At 68.7% G+C, this 18,332-nt stretch carries 15 protein-coding genes and 1 pseudogene; 6 read left to right on the top strand and 10 right to left on the bottom strand.

Going from position 1 to position 18,332, the window contains the following annotated elements:
* Nucleotides 1–8 precede the first annotated feature (8 nt).
* Nucleotides 9–1,634 (top strand): helicase HerA-like domain-containing protein, encoded by a 1,626-nt coding sequence (locus OKW76_RS08315; protein ID WP_265548463.1) that lies wholly within the window; start codon nt 9–11, stop codon nt 1,632–1,634.
* Here the strand turns inward: OKW76_RS08315 and OKW76_RS08310 are convergent.
* A complete protein-coding gene (locus tag OKW76_RS08310) occupies nt 1,631–2,194 on the bottom strand; it encodes a helix-turn-helix domain-containing protein (RefSeq protein WP_265548462.1) in 564 nt (187 codons plus the stop codon). The genes OKW76_RS08315 and OKW76_RS08310 overlap by 4 nt on opposite strands.
* Before the next feature lie 95 nt (nt 2,195–2,289).
* On the opposite strand from OKW76_RS08310, the gene OKW76_RS08305 reads away from it, so the two are divergent.
* Nucleotides 2,290–2,766, top strand: a complete 477-nt coding sequence (locus OKW76_RS08305) for a DUF6456 domain-containing protein (protein WP_265548461.1) — start codon at nt 2,290–2,292, stop codon at nt 2,764–2,766.
* On the opposite strand, the gene OKW76_RS08300 is transcribed toward OKW76_RS08305, so the two are convergent.
* Nucleotides 2,720–5,125 carry a DUF2339 domain-containing protein gene (locus tag OKW76_RS08300; RefSeq protein ID WP_265548460.1) on the bottom strand — a complete coding sequence of 802 codons (2,406 nt, stop codon included), beginning with the start codon at nt 5,123–5,125 and terminating at the stop codon, nt 2,720–2,722. The two genes, OKW76_RS08305 and OKW76_RS08300, sit on opposite strands and share 47 nt — an antisense overlap.
* 116 nt (nt 5,126–5,241) lie before the next feature.
* Here OKW76_RS08300 and dapF point away from each other — a divergent pair, with 116 nt between their 5' ends.
* Together dapF and OKW76_RS08290 are read left to right on the top strand one after the other, a co-directional pair.
* Nucleotides 5,242–6,186, top strand: coding sequence for a diaminopimelate epimerase (dapF, locus tag OKW76_RS08295; RefSeq protein WP_265552848.1), 945 nt, complete (start codon nt 5,242–5,244; stop codon nt 6,184–6,186).
* A 114-nt stretch (nt 6,187–6,300) separates the two neighbouring features.
* Nucleotides 6,301–8,034 carry a diguanylate cyclase gene (locus tag OKW76_RS08290; RefSeq protein ID WP_265548459.1) on the top strand — a complete coding sequence of 578 codons (1,734 nt, stop codon included), beginning with the start codon at nt 6,301–6,303 and terminating at the stop codon, nt 8,032–8,034.
* Between the two features lie 10 nt (nt 8,035–8,044).
* Here the strand turns inward: OKW76_RS08290 and OKW76_RS08285 are convergent, their stop codons facing one another.
* The 4 genes from OKW76_RS08285 to OKW76_RS08270 all read right to left on the bottom strand — a co-directional run bounded on the left by OKW76_RS08285 (nt 8,045) and on the right by OKW76_RS08270 (nt 11,020).
* The gene (locus OKW76_RS08285) at nt 8,045–8,452 is read right to left on the bottom strand and encodes an acyl-CoA thioesterase (protein ID WP_265548458.1); all 408 of its coding nucleotides are present in this window, start codon (nt 8,450–8,452) and stop codon (nt 8,045–8,047) included.
* A complete protein-coding gene (locus OKW76_RS08280; RefSeq protein ID WP_265548457.1) occupies nt 8,449–9,294 on the bottom strand; it encodes an MliC family protein in 846 nt (281 codons plus the stop codon). Before OKW76_RS08280 ends, OKW76_RS08285 begins: the two co-directional genes overlap by 4 nt.
* 68 nt (nt 9,295–9,362) lie before the next feature.
* Nucleotides 9,363–9,695, bottom strand: a complete 333-nt coding sequence (locus OKW76_RS08275; protein ID WP_265548456.1) for a DNA primase — start codon at nt 9,693–9,695, stop codon at nt 9,363–9,365.
* 95 nt (nt 9,696–9,790) lie between these two features.
* Complete coding sequence (locus tag OKW76_RS08270) at nt 9,791–11,020, bottom strand: multidrug effflux MFS transporter (RefSeq protein WP_265548455.1); 1,230 nt, start codon at nt 11,018–11,020, stop codon at nt 9,791–9,793.
* A gap of 185 nt (nt 11,021–11,205) precedes the next feature.
* Here OKW76_RS08270 and OKW76_RS08265 point away from each other — a divergent pair, with 185 nt between their 5' ends.
* Both OKW76_RS08265 and OKW76_RS08260 read left to right on the top strand, forming a co-directional pair.
* Nucleotides 11,206–12,159: an isopenicillin N synthase family dioxygenase gene (locus OKW76_RS08265; RefSeq protein WP_265548454.1), complete on the top strand. Its 954-nt coding sequence runs from the start codon at nt 11,206–11,208 to the stop codon at nt 12,157–12,159.
* A gap of 126 nt (nt 12,160–12,285) precedes the next feature.
* Nucleotides 12,286–13,575, top strand: a complete 1,290-nt coding sequence (locus OKW76_RS08260) for a homoserine dehydrogenase (RefSeq protein WP_265548453.1) — start codon at nt 12,286–12,288, stop codon at nt 13,573–13,575.
* A gap of 253 nt (nt 13,576–13,828) precedes the next feature.
* On the opposite strand, the gene OKW76_RS08255 is transcribed toward OKW76_RS08260, so the two are convergent.
* The 4 genes and pseudogenes from OKW76_RS08255 to OKW76_RS08240 all read right to left on the bottom strand — a co-directional run bounded on the left by OKW76_RS08255 (nt 13,829) and on the right by OKW76_RS08240 (nt 18,212).
* Nucleotides 13,829–14,065 (bottom strand): hypothetical protein, encoded by a 237-nt coding sequence (locus OKW76_RS08255; RefSeq protein WP_265548452.1) that lies wholly within the window; start codon nt 14,063–14,065, stop codon nt 13,829–13,831.
* 224 nt (nt 14,066–14,289) lie between these two features.
* Nucleotides 14,290–14,691: pseudogene (locus OKW76_RS08250) on the bottom strand (DUF3035 domain-containing protein); the annotation flags it as partial.
* The gene (gene lspA, locus OKW76_RS08245) at nt 14,684–15,223 is read right to left on the bottom strand and encodes a signal peptidase II (RefSeq protein ID WP_265548451.1); all 540 of its coding nucleotides are present in this window, start codon (nt 15,221–15,223) and stop codon (nt 14,684–14,686) included. The gene lspA and the pseudogene OKW76_RS08250, both read right to left, overlap by 8 nt.
* A complete protein-coding gene (locus OKW76_RS08240; RefSeq protein ID WP_265548450.1) occupies nt 15,216–18,212 on the bottom strand; it encodes an isoleucine--tRNA ligase in 2,997 nt (998 codons plus the stop codon). The genes lspA and OKW76_RS08240 overlap by 8 nt, the downstream gene beginning before the upstream one ends.
* Nucleotides 18,213–18,332: the final 120 nt, after the last annotated feature.

Genomic DNA, 18,332 nt, shown 5'->3' with positions numbered 1-18,332 from the left:
GCAGGCAGATGGCGGAACTCTTTATCGGCACCGGCGGCGGGCAGCGGCAATCGCTGGTGCTCAAGCGCGCCAACCGCCACGGACTGATCGCCGGCGCCACCGGCACCGGCAAGACCGTGACGCTGCAGGGGCTGGCCGAGGGTTTCTCCGCCGCGGGCGTCCCCGTCTTCGTCTCCGACGTGAAGGGCGACCTGTCCGGGCTGGCGATGGCGGGATCGCCGCTCGCCAAGACCCACGCCCCCTTCGCCGCGCGCGCCGCCGAGATCGGCGACACCGAATGGGCCTATGCCGAAACCCCGGTGCAGTTCTGGGACCTGTTCGGTGAACAGGGCCATCCCGTCCGCGCGACGATTTCCGAAATGGGGCCGCTGCTGCTCGCGCGGCTGATGGGGCTGAACGAGACGCAGGAGGGCGTGCTCGCGATCGCCTTCCACCTAGCCGACGAGGAGGGGCTGTTGCTGCTCGACCTCGACGATCTCCAGGCGATGCTCGCCGACATCGCCGATCGCGCCGCGGCTATCTCGACGACCTATGGCAATGTCAGCAAGGCGAGCGTCGGCGCGATCCAGCGCCAGCTGCTCCAGCTGCGCGGGCAGGGGGCCGAGCAGTTCTTTGGCGAGCCGGCGCTCGACATCGCCGATTTCATGGGCGTCGACGATCAGGGGCGCGGGATCGTCAACATCCTCGCCGCCGACAAGCTGATGGCCTCGCCGCGGCTCTACGCCACCTTCCTGCTGTGGCTGCTTTCCGAACTGTTCGAAACGCTGCCCGAGGTCGGCGACCCCGACCAGCCCAAGCTGGTCTTCTTCTTCGACGAGGCGCATCTGCTGTTCGACGAGGCCCCCGCGGCGCTGCTCGAGAAGGTCGAACAGGTCGTCCGGCTGATCCGGTCGAAGGGCGTCGGCGTCTATTTCGTGACGCAGAACCCGATCGACATTCCCGAGGGAGTCGCGGGGCAGCTAGGCAACCGCGTGCAACATGCGCTGCGCGCCTTCACCCCGCGCGACCAGCGCGGCGTTCGCGCGGCGGCCGAAACCTTCCGCAGCAACCCCGCGATCGATGTCGAAACCGCGATCACCGAATTGAAGGTCGGCGAGGCGCTGGTGTCGATGCTCCAGGCCGATGGCGCCCCCGCCCCGGTCGAGCGCACGCTGGTGCGCCCGCCGCGTTCGCGGGTGGGGCCGGTCACCCCGGTCGAGCGCGGGGTGCTGATCGCGACCGACGCGATCGGCGACCGCTACGACACGCCGATCGATCGCGACTCGGCGCATGAACTGCTCGGCACCAAGCGCGCCGAGGCCGAGGCCGCGGCTGCCGAAGCACAGGCCGATGCCGCCGATGCGAAGGCCGACGCGCATGCAGCCAAGGAGCAGGCGCGCGCTGCCAAGCAAGCCGAACGCGACCGGCTCGCCGCCCAGCGCGAAGCCGACCGCGCCGCGCGCGAACGGGCGCGCGCCGAGGCGGCGTCGCCCTGGAACCGCGCGGTCACCTCGGCGACGCGCTCGGCTTCCTCGACCGTCGGGCGGACCGTCGCGAGCGAAGTGACCAAGGCGGTCTTCGGATCGAAGCGCGGGGCGGGCGGGCTCGGCGCGAAGATCCTGCGCGGCGTGCTGGGTGGGATGTTTCGCGGCTAGAGTGTCCGCACCAGCTGCACCGCCACCGCCATCCAGGGCGGGTCGGTGACCACCTGCTGGCGGCTGTTCGCCCCGAGCGGCAGCAAATGCAGCTTGCCGCCGTCGCGGTCGATCAGCCGGCCGAACACGAAACGCCCGGCGGGGCGCGGTACCAGCACGTCGCGGTTCACCCCGCGCCCAAATGCCTCGGGGGCGAGGCGGCGGCACCAGACGACGTCGCCCGTACGATAATCGCCGATGCTCGCGGCGACGGTGACCGCGACCAGATCGGCTTCAGCGCGCGGCGGCACCACCGTTGCGGGGCGGCCTGGGGCGTGCGCGCCGCCCGCATCGAGCACCGCGGCGACCGCGATGTCGGGACGATCGGGCAGAGTCACCAGATCCGACGCCTCGACCCCCAGCGCGGCGGCGATCCGGTTGAGCCACACCACCGACACCGTCCGCGTGCCCGTTTCGAGCCGGCCGATCGTCTGCGCGGTGGTCGGCGGCTGGCAGCGCCGCGCGACGTCGTCGAGCGTCATCTGCTTGGCGCGGCGAACCTCGCGGATCGCAGTGATCATCGGCAGCTCCTTCAGCGAACCATTTGGGTTTCTACCCTGTCCTACAAGCGTGACGTTGTGGCAAGCCTTGCCGACGCTGGTACAGGGAGAAACATATGCGCGAACTGATCGAACAGGGGCTGGAGAATGGATCACCCACGGGCAAGCGCCCCCGCACCGCGGGGCGTTCGGTACAGGTCAACCTTGCCGAATCGCCCTTGTCTTGGCTGCGCGCACGCGATCTGATCGATGCGCGGCAATATGCAGCGGGCGAGCGGCTACGCGCCGATTATGAAACCGCTTCGCTCGCCCCGTGCGTCACGATGCGCTGGGAGGCGTCGCCGATCGGCAGCGGGCGGCGCGGGGCACCCGATTCGATCGACCCGACGCTGGCGCAGATCGCCGCCAAGCGCCGCTTCGATGCAGCGGTCGCGGCGGCGGGGCCAGGCCTGAGCGACATCCTGTGGCGCGTGGTGTGCGCGGGCGAACGGCTGCCCGATGCCGAAAAGGCGCTCGGCTGGCCCGCGCGCGCGGGGCGGCTGGTGCTTACGCTGGCGCTGGATCGGCTGGCGGCGCAGTATCATTTGGGGTGACCGGCGCGGCGCGCGCGAGGAAGCGGGTGTAGACCCAGCCGATCGCGATCAGCGTCACCCCGATCCCCAGGAACGACACGACGCGCAGCAGCCCCTCGAGCGCGATGTCGATCGTGAACACCTTGAGCGAGACGATCAGCACCAAGCCCAGCCCGGCAAAGCGCTGGTCGCGCGCGCCGCCGGTGATCCCGCGCCACAGCCACGCGATCGACACCAGCAGCATCGCCGCCGAATAGCCCCAATTTTCGGGCGTGCCGACCGGGCCGGTGAGCAGGCTGCCATGCGCTGCTTGCCGTACCACCGCGAGCGCGGCGACCAACGTCATCGCCAGCGCGGCGATGCGGATCGCGGGGCGCTGCGCCGGCCAGGTCCATAGCAAGCCGGCTGCAAGCGCGGCGTGCAGCACGGCGGCGGCGCCGACCGCTTGGCGGACGACCACCGGGTTGAGTAGGATCAGGTCGAACCACGCGATCCGGAACAGCGCGAGCAGCAACAACGCATCGCCCAGCCGCGGCGCGCGGCGGGTGCGTGCGATCAGCCAGCCTGTCACCAGCATCGCCTGGGTGATGAGCGCGCGCTCGGTAAAGCCCCAGCCGACGAACGCGGGCTCGGTCGCGATCGCCAGCGGCTGCTTGGCGAGCGTGTAGAGGATCGCAACGATCCCCGCCGCCGCCAGCCCCGCCATCGGCCGGCGCGCGCGTGCGAGTGCGGCGGGGTCGACCAGCAGCGCGGCGGCCACCAGCATTGCTGGCATCAGGTCGCGGAGCAGCACGCCGATCGCGGGCAGCTCGCGATAGGGCAGCGTATCGCCGCCGATGCTGCTCACCGCCGCGATCAGCAGCTGGCCGATCGGCACCACCGCCGCGGCGATCGCGGCGGCGAAGGGGAGGGCGGGGGTGATCGCCAGCGCGTCGGCGCGGGTTTTCCGCGTCCAGAAATACAGCCCCGCCATCGCCGCGGCGAGGAGCAAGGCGAGCGTCTCGCTTCCGGCGAGCGCGGCGATGCCCGTCACCCCCGCCAGCACCGTGCCGAGCGCGCCGCCGACCAGCCCGACATCGCGTCCGCTCGTGCGATCGCGATGCCGCCAGCTCAGCCATCCCGCCGCCCCCGCCGCGGCCAGTTCGATCAGCGCCCATAGCGCGCTCGGCAGCAGCGCCGGCGTCGCGGCGTGCAGCACCAGCACCGGCCCGAGCAGCCCGAGCAGCGCGGTCATCGCCCACATCGCATGGCGCCGCGAGCGCGCCAGCCCCGCGCCTGCGAACATCGCGGTCGCCACGATCGCCGCCAGTCCCGCGACGCGGTCCGCCCCCATTCCCAGCAGCACCAAGGTCAGCACCGCCGCCACCGCGGGCGCTGGCAGCAACCGTTCGTCGCGCCACGCGAGGATCAACGCCGCGCCGGCGAGTACCAGATGGCACCCCCATGCGAACGGACCGAAGTCGAGCGTCGGCGCGAACACCAGCAATTGCAGCAGCCCGGCGGCCAGCGGCGCGACGCGAAGCCAGGCGCGCGCACCTGGCGGCAATGCCAGCGTCGTCGCGATCGCTAGCACCACCACGAACAGCCCCACCGCCGCGACATCGCCGTCGCCCAGCGCCAGCCCCAGGAAATTCGCCCAGCCGAAGCCTGCGAGCGCCGCCGCGATGGTCAGCCACGTCCAACCGCGATTGATGCCGAGGCCGAACAGCGCGCCGACGAACAGCCCCAGATAGACCAGCAGCGCGCCGAGCCCCGCAGCGTCGTATCCCGCGACCAGCGGCGCGGCGAATCCGCCCGCCAGCGCCATCACCGCGGTCGGCGGCCCATGACGCACCGCCAGCGCGAGCGCGATGCCGGTGATCGCCACCATCACCCCGAACGCGGGCAGCGGATCGATCAGCTGGTAGGATGCAGCCGCCAGGTACAGGGTGCCGTAAGCGCTCGCGATCCCCGCACCGCTCAGCACCTGCGAGATCCGTGGATCGTCGCGCGTCGGGCCGAACCGGCGCGCCGCCTCGCTCGCCGCGACCAGCACCACCGCGAACACCGCCGCAAGCGCCGCGCGCACTCCCGGCCCGAGTAGCCCGGTGTCGATTGCCGCGCGCACCAGGAAGAAGCCGGCGAGCACCAGCGCGATGCCGCCGATCCACACCGGCAATTTGCCGCCGATCAGCGTCTCGACATCGGGGATGGCGATCCGCGGGCGCGGTACTTTCGGCATCGATCGTGGCGCCGCAGGCGGCGATCGCAACGCTCGATCGACGACCGGCGCGGAAACCTCGCCGCTCCCCAGCGCGCGCTCGAGCGCGGCGATCCGCCGGCGCGCGTCGAACAACAGCCCGCCCAGGATCAGCAGCACGATCAGAAAGATGCCGTCCATCACGCGCCCGCTGCCACGGCCGGCGCGGGAGCGGCGGCATCGTCGCGCGACCCTAGCTGCGCGCCTGCGTGCCGACAAATCTCGCCAACCCGCGCGCGCCGTCCTATGTGCCGCGCATGCAGATCGATTTCATCAAATGCCAGGGTTCGGGCAACGACTTCCCGCTGATCGACGGCCGCGCACTGGCGCTCGACGACGCGACCTGGTCGGCGATCGCGATCGCGCTCGCCGATCGCGCCGGGCCGGTGGGCGGCGACGGGCTGCTGGTGCTGGTCGCGGGCAATGGCGATGCCGCGTTCGGGCAGCGGATGTGGAACCCCGACGGCAGCGAATCCGAAACCTGCCTCAACGGGCTTCGCTGTGTCGCGCGCCTGGGCTTCGAGGCAACCGGACTGGCCGAAGCGCGCGTGTCGTTGCCCACCAGCGTCGCGCAAGCCGCGATCGCCGATCCGCTCGCCCCCGGCGTCGTCACGATCCGCACCGATGTCGGCCCGGTATCGACGCGCACCGCCGATGTCGGGCTGCGCATCGACGCCCCCGAACTGATCGATTCGCCGATCCCCGGCCTGCCGAGCGAGCGGCGCTTCACCGCGGTCGCGATGCCCAACCCGCATCTTGTGACCTTCGTCGACACGCTCGACGAAGCCGAACTGGTGGCCCTGGGCGACTGGTGCGAAGCCGCGCCGCCGCTGATCCCCGGCCGCGCGAACGTCAGCTTCGTCACGGTCGACGATGGCGAGCTCTTCGTGCGCACCTATGAGCGCGGCGTCGGCCTCACCGACAGCTGCGGCAGCGCGATGGGGGCATCGGTGTTCGCCGCCGGCCTCACCGGCCGCATCGGCTTCGGCGCGCCGGTCACCGTGCGCAACCGCGGCGGGCGCGTGGTGGCGAGCGCCAGCCAGGACGCGCGGATCGCGATCGCGGGCAATGCCAGTTTCGAGTATGACGCCAGCGTCGACGTCGATCTCGCCAACGCCACGGCGGGCCCGGTCACGCTCCGCCACCGCCGCGACGACGAACGCGCAGCGTGGCAACAGGCGCTGGGTACGCTGTCGGACTGAGCGCCGCCAAATATCGATAAACCCGCCTTAACTTCGTTGGGCTAGACGCAAGCAATGGTTTCGCAGCGTCCTCGATTCAAAGCACCCGATCGAACCGCTACGATATTGGTCGGCTTGGGTTTCTTGCTGGCCACCGTCGGTCCCATCGCCTTCACCCGATTCGGCGGCGGAGTCGCATGCCTGTGGCTGGCGACTGCGGTGCTCGGTCCGTATCTTGCCAGCCTGCCGCTGCGTCGCTGGCCGGTCGCGATGCTGGCGGCCGCTTTGGCGAATTCGGTCGTTACCGCGATCGTGGGGGTGGGGCCGGTCGCGGCGGTGCCGATGGGCATCATGTGCGCACTCGAATCGGCGCTGTTCGGCTGGTACCTGCGCGCCCGCGACACCGAAGGCGCGGCGACCCTCGCCTCGTTCGGCCAGGTCGGCACGCTGATCGCCGCATCGGCCGGCGTATCGATCATCAGCGCGTTCCCCGGCGCCGGGGTGGCCGCCTGGGCTACCACGACGCCCTATTGGGACAATTGGTTCAACTGGGCGGCGGGGCATACGCTGGGCGCGATCACGCTTACCCCGATCATGCTGCTGCTGCTGCGCGGCGATGCCGCGGCCTGGCTGCGCGAAACCGACCGTGCCGAACGGATCGAGGCGGCGTTCCTGGGCGTCATGGTGAGCGCGGTGGCGATCCTGGTCTTCGCGCAGCACGTGCTGCCGCTGCTGTTCCTGCCGATCCTGCCGGTGATGATGGCGACCTTTCGCGTGGGGCGGATCGGCGCGGCGATCTCGATCGCCATCGTGGTGTTGATCGCCACCGTGATGACGCTGCGCGGCGAAGGGCCGATCTCGCTGATCGACGCGTCGGCGGCGTTCCGCGTCCAGTTCCTGCAATTCTACCTGGCGGTCGTCGTGCTGACAGTGTTGCCCGCCGCCGCCGATCTGCGCCGCCGCAAGGAAATCCTCGATCGGCTGGCGATCAGCGAGGCGCGTTACCGCCTGGTGTCAGAGAACGCGACCGACGTGGTGCTGACGATGGATTCGGCGGGCACCATCAATTATATTTCGCCCTCGGTCGCCTTGTTCGGTGGCGGCTATACCGCCGAGACGCTGACCGGTACCAACGTGGTCGACTTGATCGCGCCCGAAGACCAGGCGCGGATGCGCGAGGCCTATCGCGCCGCGATCGAACAGCCCGGCGTCACGCATATGATCGAATATCGCGGCTTGCTCGCGGTCGACCCGCAGGGGGTGTGGCTCGAATCGCGCTTCCGCACCGTCGAGACGCGCCAGGGGTTCGACATGGTCTGCGCGATCCGCGACATTTCGAAGCGCAAGCTCGCCGAGGCCGAATTGACGCTGGCGGCATCGACCGATCCGTTGACCGGGCTCAGCAACCGCCGCGTCTTCAACGAAGCGGTCGATGCCTTCGCCGCCACGGCGCTGCTCGACCCGCCCGCCGCAGGCTGTGTCGCGATCTTCGATATCGATAATTTCAAGGCGATTAACGATGGGTTCGGCCACGACGCCGGCGATCGGATGCTGCGGCGCTTCGCCGCGATCGCGATCGACGCGACCCGGTCGAACGACCTGGTCGCGCGGCTGGGGGGCGAGGAATTCGCGATATTGCTTCCCGACACGTCGTCGGCGCAGGCAATGCTGGTATGCGATCGGCTGCGCGAGGCGTTTGCGAGTACGGTGATCCACGACGATGGGGGGGTGATGATCCGCGCGACGGTGAGCGCCGGGGTAGCGGGAATCTCCGCCGACCAGGGGCGCGAGGCGGCGATGCGCGCCGCCGATGGTGCCTTGTATCACGCCAAGCGAACGGGGCGGAACCGGTTGGTGCTGGCGGGCTGAACGCGCGCGATCAGGCTAAGCTGCTTCCCTCCAGGAACGGCGCCGCCACTTCGGACGGTACGCGCAGCAGCCTGCCGCTCGCGCGGTCGAGCAGTGCCCACGTCGTCTTGGCCTCGACCTTCACCCGTCCGTCGCTGCTCAGGAAGCGCATATAGCGATCGAAGCGCGCGCCGCGCGGCGGCTCGGCGACCCAGGTTTCGGCGGTCACTGTCTCACCCGGCGCGACATTGCCGCGATAATCGATCTCGTGGCGGATCACGACCCAGATATAGGCGGCGACATGCTCGGGCGACGCCACCGCAGCCCAGTGCGCCACCGCGACGTCCTGGATCCAGCGCACCCACACTGCATTGTTGACATGGCCCAGCTCGTCGATGTCGTCGGGGCCGGCGGTGATCGTTTGGGTGAAGTTCGTCATCGCGACGCGGTGCAGGTCAGCGGCGGCTGGCCGGGCAGGGTGATCGTCGCGTCGTCGCCCTTGCCGCGCAATTCGATCCCGTCGCCGGCGTAGCGGATGCCCGACCCGGCGGGTTGCTGGCGCAGCGTCCCCAGCGTTTGTTCGCCGTGACGCAGCGAGGCCGTACCCGCGACATTGTCGAACGTCGCGTCGATCTGCGCGCCGTCGGCGCAGGCGTAGCGCGCGGTGGCGGTAGGGGGCGGCACCGCGACGGGACGCGGGGTGAGGTCGGCGCTGCTGATCCGCCATTGGCGCTGCGCCGCGGTCGCGCCGTCGATCACGCCGGTTCGGTGCAGCGTTACCGTTCCCGCCATCGCGAAGGGCGTATCGTCGCGCAGCGTGCCGCTGATCTCGACCGGAATGGTGACGTGGCGCTGGCCGGCGCCCGCCTCCATCGGCCCCGGTGTCCCCACCGTCGCGCGATAGGTTGCATAGCGTTTGAAGCTGTCGGCAAAGGCGCGCCGGGTCATGCCCGAGGCGCGGCCGTCATCGTCCCATAATTCCCACGCGGCGTCGGCCTTGCCCGCCGCGATCCGGTCGAAATAGCGCTGGGTCACCGCCGCGGCGACCGCGGGGCCGGGTTCCTCGGCCATCGTCTGTGCCGGGGTGACCGGCTGGGCATGGGGTTCGGCGGAGATACCGGGAATGTCGGCCTCGGGCTGGGGGCCAGGCATCGGCGGGTCGGGGGGCATGTCGGGCAGCGCCGGTTCGGCGGCGTTGCTCGCCACCGTGTTTTCGGGGAGCGGTTCGCCGCCGCAGGCCGCGAGCAGCACCAGCGGCAGGTACAGGATCGTGCGCATCATCCACTCCGCGAGGGCCGGGGAGCGAGTGTCGCAAGCTCCCCGGGCACCGTCAACGGCAGGCGGCCCGATCAGGGTTCGAGCGCATCCTTGTCGGCATCGGCCAGATCATCGTCTTCGCCGAGTTCGTCTTCGTCGAAATCTTCCTGGAGCTCGTCCTCGTCCTGGTCGTCCTCGTCGGTCTCGACGTCCTCGTCTTCCTCGCCGACCTCGTCGGTGGTCATCGAAAGCTCGTCTTCGTCGTCCAAATCGCCGAGATCGGGGGCGATGTCGGTCAGCAGATTGCCGTCGCTCGGGCCGTCGCGCGTGACCTCCAGGATCTCGGCGCGCTGGCTCTCGTCATAGCCTTCCTCGTCATACCCGTCGTCGTTGGGACCTTGTTCTGGAATCTGGCGGCCACCCATGCTGCACCTCTTCGTCGGGGCGGGGCGCGATTGCCCCGGTCCATGCTAGCGCGAACGGATAGGTCGCGCACGCGTTCCGTCGATCGCGGCGCGGGTCAGCGCGCGTGGAACAGCCGCCCGCGCTCGGCCAGGAAGACGACGCCCAGCGCCGCAATCCCGCAGACGAAAAAGCCGCCGTATAGCGGCACGGTGGTGCCATCGAATGCCTGGCCGATGAACGCGCCGATCACCGCGCCGACCAACGTCGACACGAACCCCTGCAGGCTCGACGCCAGCCCGGCGATCCGCCCCATATTCTCCATCGCCATCGCCGAGAAGTTCGACGCCGCCAGCCCGAAACAGCCCATCAACAGCGCTTGCAGCACCGCAAAGACGATCAGGCTTTCATACCCTGCCCACGCCACTGCCAGGTGGATTCCCGCGATCGCGATCAGCCCGAGCAACGCCGAATGCGACAGCACCCGCGTGCCGAAGCGCATCACCACGCGCGAATTCATGAAATTGGCGATTGCCATCGTGCTCGCGACCGCGGCGAAGACGATCGTCAGCAATTCGGGGCGGCCGAAGATGTCGGCCATGATCTGCTGCACCGAATTGATGAAGCCGAACAACCCGCCCTGCAGCAGCGCCGCCGCAATCGTATAGCCCACCGCATAGCGATCGCCGCCGACGATCTTGTACCCCGACCACAGCTGCCGCGGATTGAGCGGGCTGCGATCCTCGACCGCGAGCGTTTCGGGCATCCGCAGCCAATACCAGGCCAGGATCGCCGCGGCGACGGTGGCGATGCCGACGAAGATCCAGCGCCACGGCGCGAACAGCAGCACGATCTGGCCGAAGGCGGGGGCGAGCACCGGTGCCGCCATGAACACGACGAACACCAGGCTCATCACCCGCGCCATCGCGCGCCCGGCGAAACAGTCGCGCACCATTGCGACGGTCACCACGCGCGCGCCTGCCACCGCCATGCCCGAGGCAAAGCGCGCGGCGAGCAGCAGTTCGTAGCTGCCCGCGATCGCCGCGAGCAAATTGGTCACCACCGCGACCAGCAGCGCGACGCCGAGCACCGGGCGGCGCCCGAAGCGATCGGCGAGCGGCCCGTGCGCCAGCTGCGCCACCGCAAAGCCGATCAGGAACGAGGTGATGACAAACTGGCGATCATTGGGGCTGGTCACCCCCAACGATTCGCCGATCGAGGGGAGCGCGGGGAGCATCGAATCGATGCCGAGCGCGGTCAGCGCCATCAGCGCAGCCGCCATCGCCACGAATTCGCCGAACGGAATCGGTGCGCGGTCGAGCGACGCTGGTGGATTCGGCTGGTGCATGCTGGTCCCTTGGACGATGAAGATGCGCGCGTCACCCCGCGCGCGGTTGCGTAGAATGCACGAAGCGCATCGAATGTTGCATCGCAACAAAAATAGCGTTGCATTCGGCTACTGGCCCGGCCCCGCGACAACGCCTATGTCATGCTGACTTTGTCCCCTTACCAGCTCAACAAGGCGTGTTCCCGATGCTCGATTCCCCGCTAGGCGCCGTCCAGGTCGTCTCGCTCGCCGACCAGGCGGCCGATCCCGAAGCTTTCGCGCAAAGCTTCGGCGGCTCGTTCGAACGCTATGGCTTCGCGATCGTCCGCGACCACGGCATCGACGAGGCGCTGATCGAGCGGTGCTGGGCTGCGACGCGCGAATTGTTCGCGCAGGACGAAGCCACCAAGCGCCGCGGCCATGTCCCCGGCGGCGGCGGCGCGCGCGGCTATACCCCGTTCGGCATCGAGATCGCCAAGGATGCGAGCGAGAACGACCTCAAGGAATTCTGGCACATCGGCCGCGAACTCCCCCCCGGGCACCGCTTCGCCGCGATGATGAGCGCCAATGTCTGGCCCGAAGCGCCCGCGGGTTTCCGCGAAACCTTCCTCGAACTCTTCGCCGCCTTCGACGCGGCGGGCGAGAAGCTGCTGTCGGCGATCGCGCGCTATCTCGACCTGACCCCCGAATGGTTCGTGCCCGCGGTCGAGGACGGCAATTCGGTGCTCCGCCTGCTGCATTATCCGCCGGTATCGCCCGATGCGCCGGGCGTGCGCGCCGGCGCGCATGAGGACATCAACCTCATCACGCTGCTGCTGGGCGCCGAGGAAGCCGGGCTCGAACTGCTCGACCGCGACGGCAATTGGCTGGCGGTGAAGCCGCCCGCAGGGGCGATGGTGGTCAATGTCGGCGACATGCTCCAGCGGCTGACCAACCACGTCCTGCCCTCGACCACCCACCGCGTCGTCAACCCGCCGCCCGAGCGCCGCGGCAATTCGCGCTATTCAATGCCCTTCTTCCTCCACCCCGCGCCCGATTTCCCGATCCAGACGCTGCCGGGCTGCATCAGCGAAGCGCGCCCCAACCGCTATCCCGAGGCAATCACCGCGCACGACTATCTCCACCAGCGGCTGGTCGAGATCGGGCTGATCAAGGCGTAACGCCGCCTTCGTCATGCCGGACTTGATCCGGCATCCATGCGCCGCCATCAGCGACGCGTGCGCGGCACGTTGCCCGCATGGACCCCGGATCAAGTCCGGGGTGACGAATCTGGTAGGGATTGTCGTATGACCGAACCGCTCCGCGTTGCGATCGCAGGCCTTGGCACCGTAGGCGCGGGCGTCATTCGCCTCATCGACGCCAATGGCGACCTGATCGCGCGGCGTGCCGGTCGCCGGATCGAGATCGTCGCGGTATCGGCGCGCGATCGCGCCAAGGATCGCGGCGTCGATATTTCGCGCTTCGAATGGGTCGATGATTCGACCGCGCTCGCCAACCACCCCACCGCCGATGTCGTGGTCGAGCTGGTCGGCGGCAGCGACGGCCCCGCGCTGGCGCTCGCGCGCTCGACGCTGAAGGCGGGCAAGAGCTTCGTCACCGCGAACAAGGCGATGATCGCCTATCATGGCCTCGAGCTGGCGCACGCCGCCGAAGCCGCGGGGGTGGCGCTGAAGTTCGAAGCCGCAGTCGCTGGCGGCATCCCGGTCATCAAGGGGCTGCGCGAAGGCGCCGCGGCGAACGAGATCGCGCGCGTCTATGGCATCCTCAACGGCACCTGCAATTTCATCCTGTCGCGGATGGAAGCCGAACAGCGCGACTTCGCCGAAGTCCTCGCCGAAGCGCAGGCCAAGGGGTTCGCAGAGAGCGATCCGAGCTTCGACATCGACGGCATCGACGCCGCGCATAAGCTCTCGATCCTGGCCAGCCTGGCCTTCGGCACCCAGCCGGCGTTCGAGGATGTCGCGGTATCGGGCATCCGCCACGTCATCGCCGCCGACATCGCCGAGGCGGCGGCGCTCGGCTATCGCGTGCGGCTGGTCGGCATCGCCGAGTCGGACAGCCACGGCCTGTTCCAGCGTGTCCACCCGCACCTCGTCCCGCTCGATCACCCGCTTGCGCACGTCACCGGCGCGACCAATGCAGTGGTCGCCGAGGGCAATTTCGTCGGCCGGCTATTCTTCCAGGGGGCGGGTGCGGGCGATGGCCCGACCGCGAGCGCGGTGGTCGCCGACCTGATCGACATCGCGCGCAGCGAGTTCGGCCCGCCCTATGCGATGCCCGCGCAGTCGCTCGCCGACCAGGGCGCCGCCGACACCGGCGAACGCCGCGGCCGCGCGTATCTGCGCTTCACCGTCGCCGACAAGGTGGGCGTGCTCGCCGAGATCGCCGCGGCGATGCGCGACGCGGGGGTTTCGATCGAAAGCCTGATGCAGCGCGGCGCGATGGCCGATGGCAGCGTGCTGGTCGCGATTGTCACCCACGAAGGCCCCGAACGCTGCGTCGCGCAGGCGCTCGAGAAACTACGCGGGTCGTCGAGCCTGATCGGCCAGCCGATGTGGATGCATATCCTGCAGTGACGCCTCGGTTGCTGAGGCTTACGAAAAACCGTTCGTTTCGAGCGTAGTCGAGAAACCGCCGCGCAGCGCCTGGTCTCGTTTCTCGACTTCGCTCGAAACGAACGGCTAAGGGCTGACCGCCGTGTTCAAGGCGCCAGCGGCCTCGGCTTCTCCACCCCGACGCCGCGCCCGTTGCCCGCGGTCATCGATACCCCCGCCATCCCGCACCCGGTCATGTTGTTGCGCAGTTCCTGGCAATTATTGGTCTGCGCGATCAGCCGCGATCGTTCGCCGGGGACATCGACGATCTTGGGATCGCCCGCCGTGGCGTGATATACGGCACGCGGTAGCGATCGGCATCGCGCGCGGCGCATACCACGATCTCGCGATCGTCGGCGGTCGCGCGGCAGGGGATCTCGGCCTGGGTCAGCTTGGCATGCGCCGCCAGCAATTGCTGCGGATCGGCGCCCGCCTGAAGTAGCGACAAGAGCAGCACCAGCATGATCGGCATCCCCCGATGGATATCGGGAGCATAGCATCATGCGGTGATGGCGAAAACATGGCTGCCCAAAAGCAAAGCCCGACGCGTTCGCAAGAACGCATCGGGCTGCACGTATCGGCTTCAGGCCAGGTTCGGCCTTATTGCGGCGTCGGCGTAGCGGTCGGCGGCGGGGTGGCGGCGGGGTTTGGGCCGACCGGTACCGTTGCCGCATCGGCGGCGGGTGCCGCTGCGCCGGTCACCGCGCGCGCGTCCTGGCCGTCGCCCTGCGGCGCCGCGACGATGTCGCGCGTGGTCGAACCCTTGTCGATCACGCTGGTGGCGGGGTCGCCGGCTTCCGAACGAACGCCTGGAGCCGAGGTCGCGGCACCCGCCTCGCGCAGCGTCATCGATTCGCTGGTGCTGCGGGCAGCCGGGCCGCCGAACAGCGCCTCGAGCCCCTGGTTGGCCGCACCGGTATCCTGCGGACGCGGTGCGCCGGGCTGCGGCGGGACCAGCGAGAAATCGGGCGGGATCACCAGCGGCGCCTGGCGCGCGACCGCGAATTCGTCGGGGCGTTCGCGATCGAGGCCGCTCTTGCCGCAACCGGCCAGCAACAAGGCGGTGCCCAGGGCACCGAAGACGAGCAGGTTACGCATTCATTTTCTCCACAGGAGCAGGCTTGTCGGCCCCGTTTGACGGCTCGATAGCAGGCTTGTCGCGTACGAACAGCGCACGCAGCAGCAGAATCACGACGCCGATGCTAATCGCGGCGTCGGCAACGTTGAAGACCAGGAACGGCCGCCACTCGCCGAAGTGCAGATCGGCGAAATCGACGACATAGCCAAAGCGGATCCGATCGAGGATGTTGCCGAGCGCACCGCCGAGCACCAGCGCCAGCGCCAGCCGGTCGTTGCGGTTGGGCTCGCGCGCCAGCCACATACCGACCGCGACCGCGATTCCGCCGGTGAGCGCCACCAAGGCCCAGCGCATCATCGGGCTTTCGGCGGGCAACAGCCCCAGCGAGACGCCGACATTGGGCACGAAGCGCAGGTCGAAGAACGACAGCAATTCGAGCCGCGCGCCCATATAGGAAATGCCCAGCACGTCGGTGACGAGCCATTTGGACAGCTGATCGATCAGGAAGATCGCCGCCGCCACCACAAAGCCGAAATTACGCCCGTCACGCATGCTGCACCACCTCGGCACAGCGGTCGCACAAGCCGCTTCCGCCTGCAACCTCGTCCACCACTTCGGGCAGGTGCCGCCAGCAGCGGCCGCACTTGTGCTTTTCGGTGCGGGTGATCGCCAGCGACTCGCCGGGGTGCACCTGGCCCGAGATAAAGATCTCGGCCAGCGCATCGGGCGACAGCGGCAGATCGGGCAGGGTGACTTCAGCCTCAAGGCTCGACCGCACCGTCTTTTCGCGGCGCAGCGGCTCGATCGCCTCGGTCACCTGTTCGCGAAGCGCGCGCACGCCGTCCCAATCGGTGCCGAGCTTCAGGTCGGCGGGGATTGCGGGTAATTCGGGCCATTCGAGGAAATGCACCGATCCGTCTTCGCTGGGGAAGCGCGCCTGCCACACTTCCTCAGCAGTGAAGCACAGGATCGGCGCGGCATAGCGCACCATCGCGTGGAACAGCACGTCTAGCATCGTGCGGTACGACCGCCGCTTGATGCTGTCGGCGGCGTCGCAATACAGGCTGTCCTTGCGGATATCGAAAAAGAACGCCGACAGATCGTCATTGGCGAAATCGGACAGCGCGCGGGTGTAGCGATTGAATTCAAACGCTTCGGCGGCGGCGCGCAGTTCGGCGTCGAGCTTGCCGAGCTTGCCCAGCACATAGCGCTCAAGCTCTGGCATGTCGGCGACCGCGACTCGCTCGCGCTCGTCAAAGCCTTCGAGTGCGCCGAGCAGATAGCGGAAGGTGTTGCGCAGCTTGCGATAGGTATCGCCGGTGCCCGACAGCACTTCCTTGCCGATGCGGACATCCTCGAAATAATCGGTTTGCGCCACCCATAGCCGCAGGATGTCGGCACCTGATTCACCGATCACCTTGAGCGGATCGACGACATTGCCCAGCGACTTCGACATTTTGCGGCCATTGCCGTCGAGCGCGAAGCCGTGGGTCAGCACCGCGTCATAGGGCGCACGCCCGCGCGTGCCGCAGCTTTCGAGCAGTGACGACTGGAACCAGCCGCGATGCTGATCCGATCCTTCGAGATACAGGTTGGCGCGAACGCCTTCGCCATAGCGCGCCTCGACGGTGAACACATGCGTGCTGCCCGAATCGAACCACACGTCAAGAATGTCGGTGACGACGGCATAGTCGGCAAGGTCATGCTCTGCCCCAAGCAGCGCCTGATGATCGGCGGCGAACCACGCATCGGCCCCGCCTTCACGGAAGGCGGCGAGGATGCGTTCGTTCACCGCTTCGTCGCGCAGATAATCGCCGGTCTTGCGGTTCAGATAGACCGGGATCGGCACCCCCCAGGCGCGCTGGCGGCTGATGACCCAATCGGGCCGCCCCTCGACCATCGCGCGGATCCGGTTCTGCGATCGTGCGGGCACCCAATGGGTGCGCTCGATCGCGTCGAGCGCGAGGGCGCGAAGGGTGGGGGCGTTGCCGCCTGCTTCCGCTCTGGTTGCAACATCCGTCACCCCAGCGAAGGCTGGGGTCTCGTGCGGCTCCTGTCCCGCGCCCTCGCCAGAGACCCCAGCCTGCGCTGGGGTGACGCCGGTGGCGTTGGTCGCCCTGTCCATCGGAATGAACCATTGCGGCGTGCAGCGGAAAATTACCTTCGCCTTCGACCGCCAGCTATGCGGATAGCTGTGCGCGAAATCGTCCGACGCCGCGAGCAACGCGCCTGCCGCGCGCAAGTCGCTGCAGATCGGGCCATCGCTGGCCACGAACTTCTTGTTGATCACCGATCCCTGGCCGCCGAGCCACGCCCAATCGGCGCGGTACATCCCGGCATCGTCGACCGCGAACACCGGTTCGAGGCCGTTGGCTTTGCACAGTGCGAAATCATCCTCGCCGTGATCGGGGGCCATATGGACGAGCCCGGTGCCCGCATCGGCGGTGACGAAATCACCCGCCAGGAACGGGCGCGGCTTGGCGAAGAAGCCGCCGAGGGCGTGCATCGGGTGGCGCGCAATGGCGCCGGCGAGTTGCGCACCGGTACCACGCCAAAGGATGGCCCCGCGCCCCGCCGCATCCCCGCCGTCACCCCGGCGAAGGCCGGGGTCCAGCGCGCCACCTTCGCCCAGCGGCGTAAGTGGATCCCGGCCTTCGCCGGGATGACGATTGGAGAAAGCGCGGCCGTAAAAGCTATCGACCAACGCCTCGGCAAGAAGGACCCTTCGATCGCCCTCCGCCAGAACGACATACTCGATCTCCTCCCCATAGGCCAAAGCCTGGTTGACGGGGATCGTCCACGGCGTCGTCGTCCAGATCACTGCATGCGCGCCCACCAGTTCGGGCGCGTTCGGCGCATCGACGATCTCGAACGCGACGTCGATCTGCGTCGACACCACGTCCTCATATTCGACCTCGGCCTCGGCCAGCGCGGTCTTTTCGACCGGCGACCACATCACCGGCTTGGCCCCGCGATAGAGCTGGCCCGACATCGCGAACTTCAGCAGCTCCCCGGCGATCACCGCCTCGGAGGCGAAGTTCATCGTCAGATACGGGTTGGCCCAATCACCCATCACGCCCAGCCGCGCGAACTGCGCCGCCTGCACGTCGACCCATTTCGCGGCATAGTCGCGGCATTCCTGGCGGAATTCGGTCGCGGGCACCTCGTCCTTCGACTTCTTCTTGGCGCGATAGGCTTCCTCGATCTTCCATTCGATCGGCAGCCCGTGACAGTCCCAGCCGGGCACATAGGGCGCGTCCTTGCCCATCAGGCTCTGGCTGCGCACGACGATGTCCTTGAGCACCTTGTTCATCGCATGGCCCATATGGATGTCGCCATTGGCATAGGGCGGGCCGTCGTGAAGGATGAAACGCTCGCGCCCGGCGCGCTGCTCGCGCAGGCGGTCGTATACGCCGATGCTCGCCCAGCGATCGAGGATCGCGGGTTCCTTGGCGGCAAGGCCGGCCTTCATCGGAAAGTCGGTCTTCGGCAGGAAGACGGTATCGCGCCAGTCGCGCGGTGGAGGAGGGGTGTCGGTCATGGGTGGGCGGGCTTTACGGCCTTAGCCCCCCTCCCTGCAAGGGAGGGGCTGGGGGTGGGTGGAGGCTCGGCGCATACGGCGCCCGGAGCGCAGGTGGTGCGGTATCGCGAGCACTCGACC

The organism is Sphingomonas sp. S1-29, from assembly GCF_026167545.1.
Taxonomy (GTDB): Bacteria; Pseudomonadota; Alphaproteobacteria; order Sphingomonadales; family Sphingomonadaceae; genus Sphingomonas.
The sequence above is the reverse complement of the archived record's forward strand: the minus strand, read 5'-3'. Positions and strand labels throughout refer to the sequence as shown.

Coding starts and splice junctions, on each gene's coding strand:
- OKW76_RS08310 (WP_265548462.1), bottom strand. CDS start 2,194: ATGATCACTGCGATCCGCGAGGTTCGCCGCGCCAAGCAGATGACGCTC.
- OKW76_RS08265 (WP_265548454.1), top strand. CDS start 11,206: ATGCTCGATTCCCCGCTAGGCGCCGTCCAGGTCGTCTCGCTCGCCGAC.
- OKW76_RS08305 (WP_265548461.1), top strand. CDS start 2,290: ATGCGCGAACTGATCGAACAGGGGCTGGAGAATGGATCACCCACGGGC.
- OKW76_RS08275 (WP_265548456.1), bottom strand. CDS start 9,695: ATGGGTGGCCGCCAGATTCCAGAACAAGGTCCCAACGACGACGGGTAT.
- OKW76_RS08285 (WP_265548458.1), bottom strand. CDS start 8,452: ATGACGAACTTCACCCAAACGATCACCGCCGGCCCCGACGACATCGAC.
- OKW76_RS08240 (WP_265548450.1), bottom strand. CDS start 18,212: ATGACCGACACCCCTCCTCCACCGCGCGACTGGCGCGATACCGTCTTC.
- OKW76_RS08280 (WP_265548457.1), bottom strand. CDS start 9,294: ATGATGCGCACGATCCTGTACCTGCCGCTGGTGCTGCTCGCGGCCTGC.
- OKW76_RS08255 (WP_265548452.1), bottom strand. CDS start 14,065: ATGCCGATCATGCTGGTGCTGCTCTTGTCGCTACTTCAGGCGGGCGCC.
- dapF (WP_265552848.1), top strand. CDS start 5,242: ATGCAGATCGATTTCATCAAATGCCAGGGTTCGGGCAACGACTTCCCG.
- OKW76_RS08315 (WP_265548463.1), top strand. CDS start 9: ATGGCGGAACTCTTTATCGGCACCGGCGGCGGGCAGCGGCAATCGCTG.
- OKW76_RS08260 (WP_265548453.1), top strand. CDS start 12,286: ATGACCGAACCGCTCCGCGTTGCGATCGCAGGCCTTGGCACCGTAGGC.
- lspA (WP_265548451.1), bottom strand. CDS start 15,223: ATGCGTGACGGGCGTAATTTCGGCTTTGTGGTGGCGGCGGCGATCTTC.
- OKW76_RS08300 (WP_265548460.1), bottom strand. CDS start 5,125: ATGGACGGCATCTTTCTGATCGTGCTGCTGATCCTGGGCGGGCTGTTG.
- OKW76_RS08270 (WP_265548455.1), bottom strand. CDS start 11,020: ATGCACCAGCCGAATCCACCAGCGTCGCTCGACCGCGCACCGATTCCG.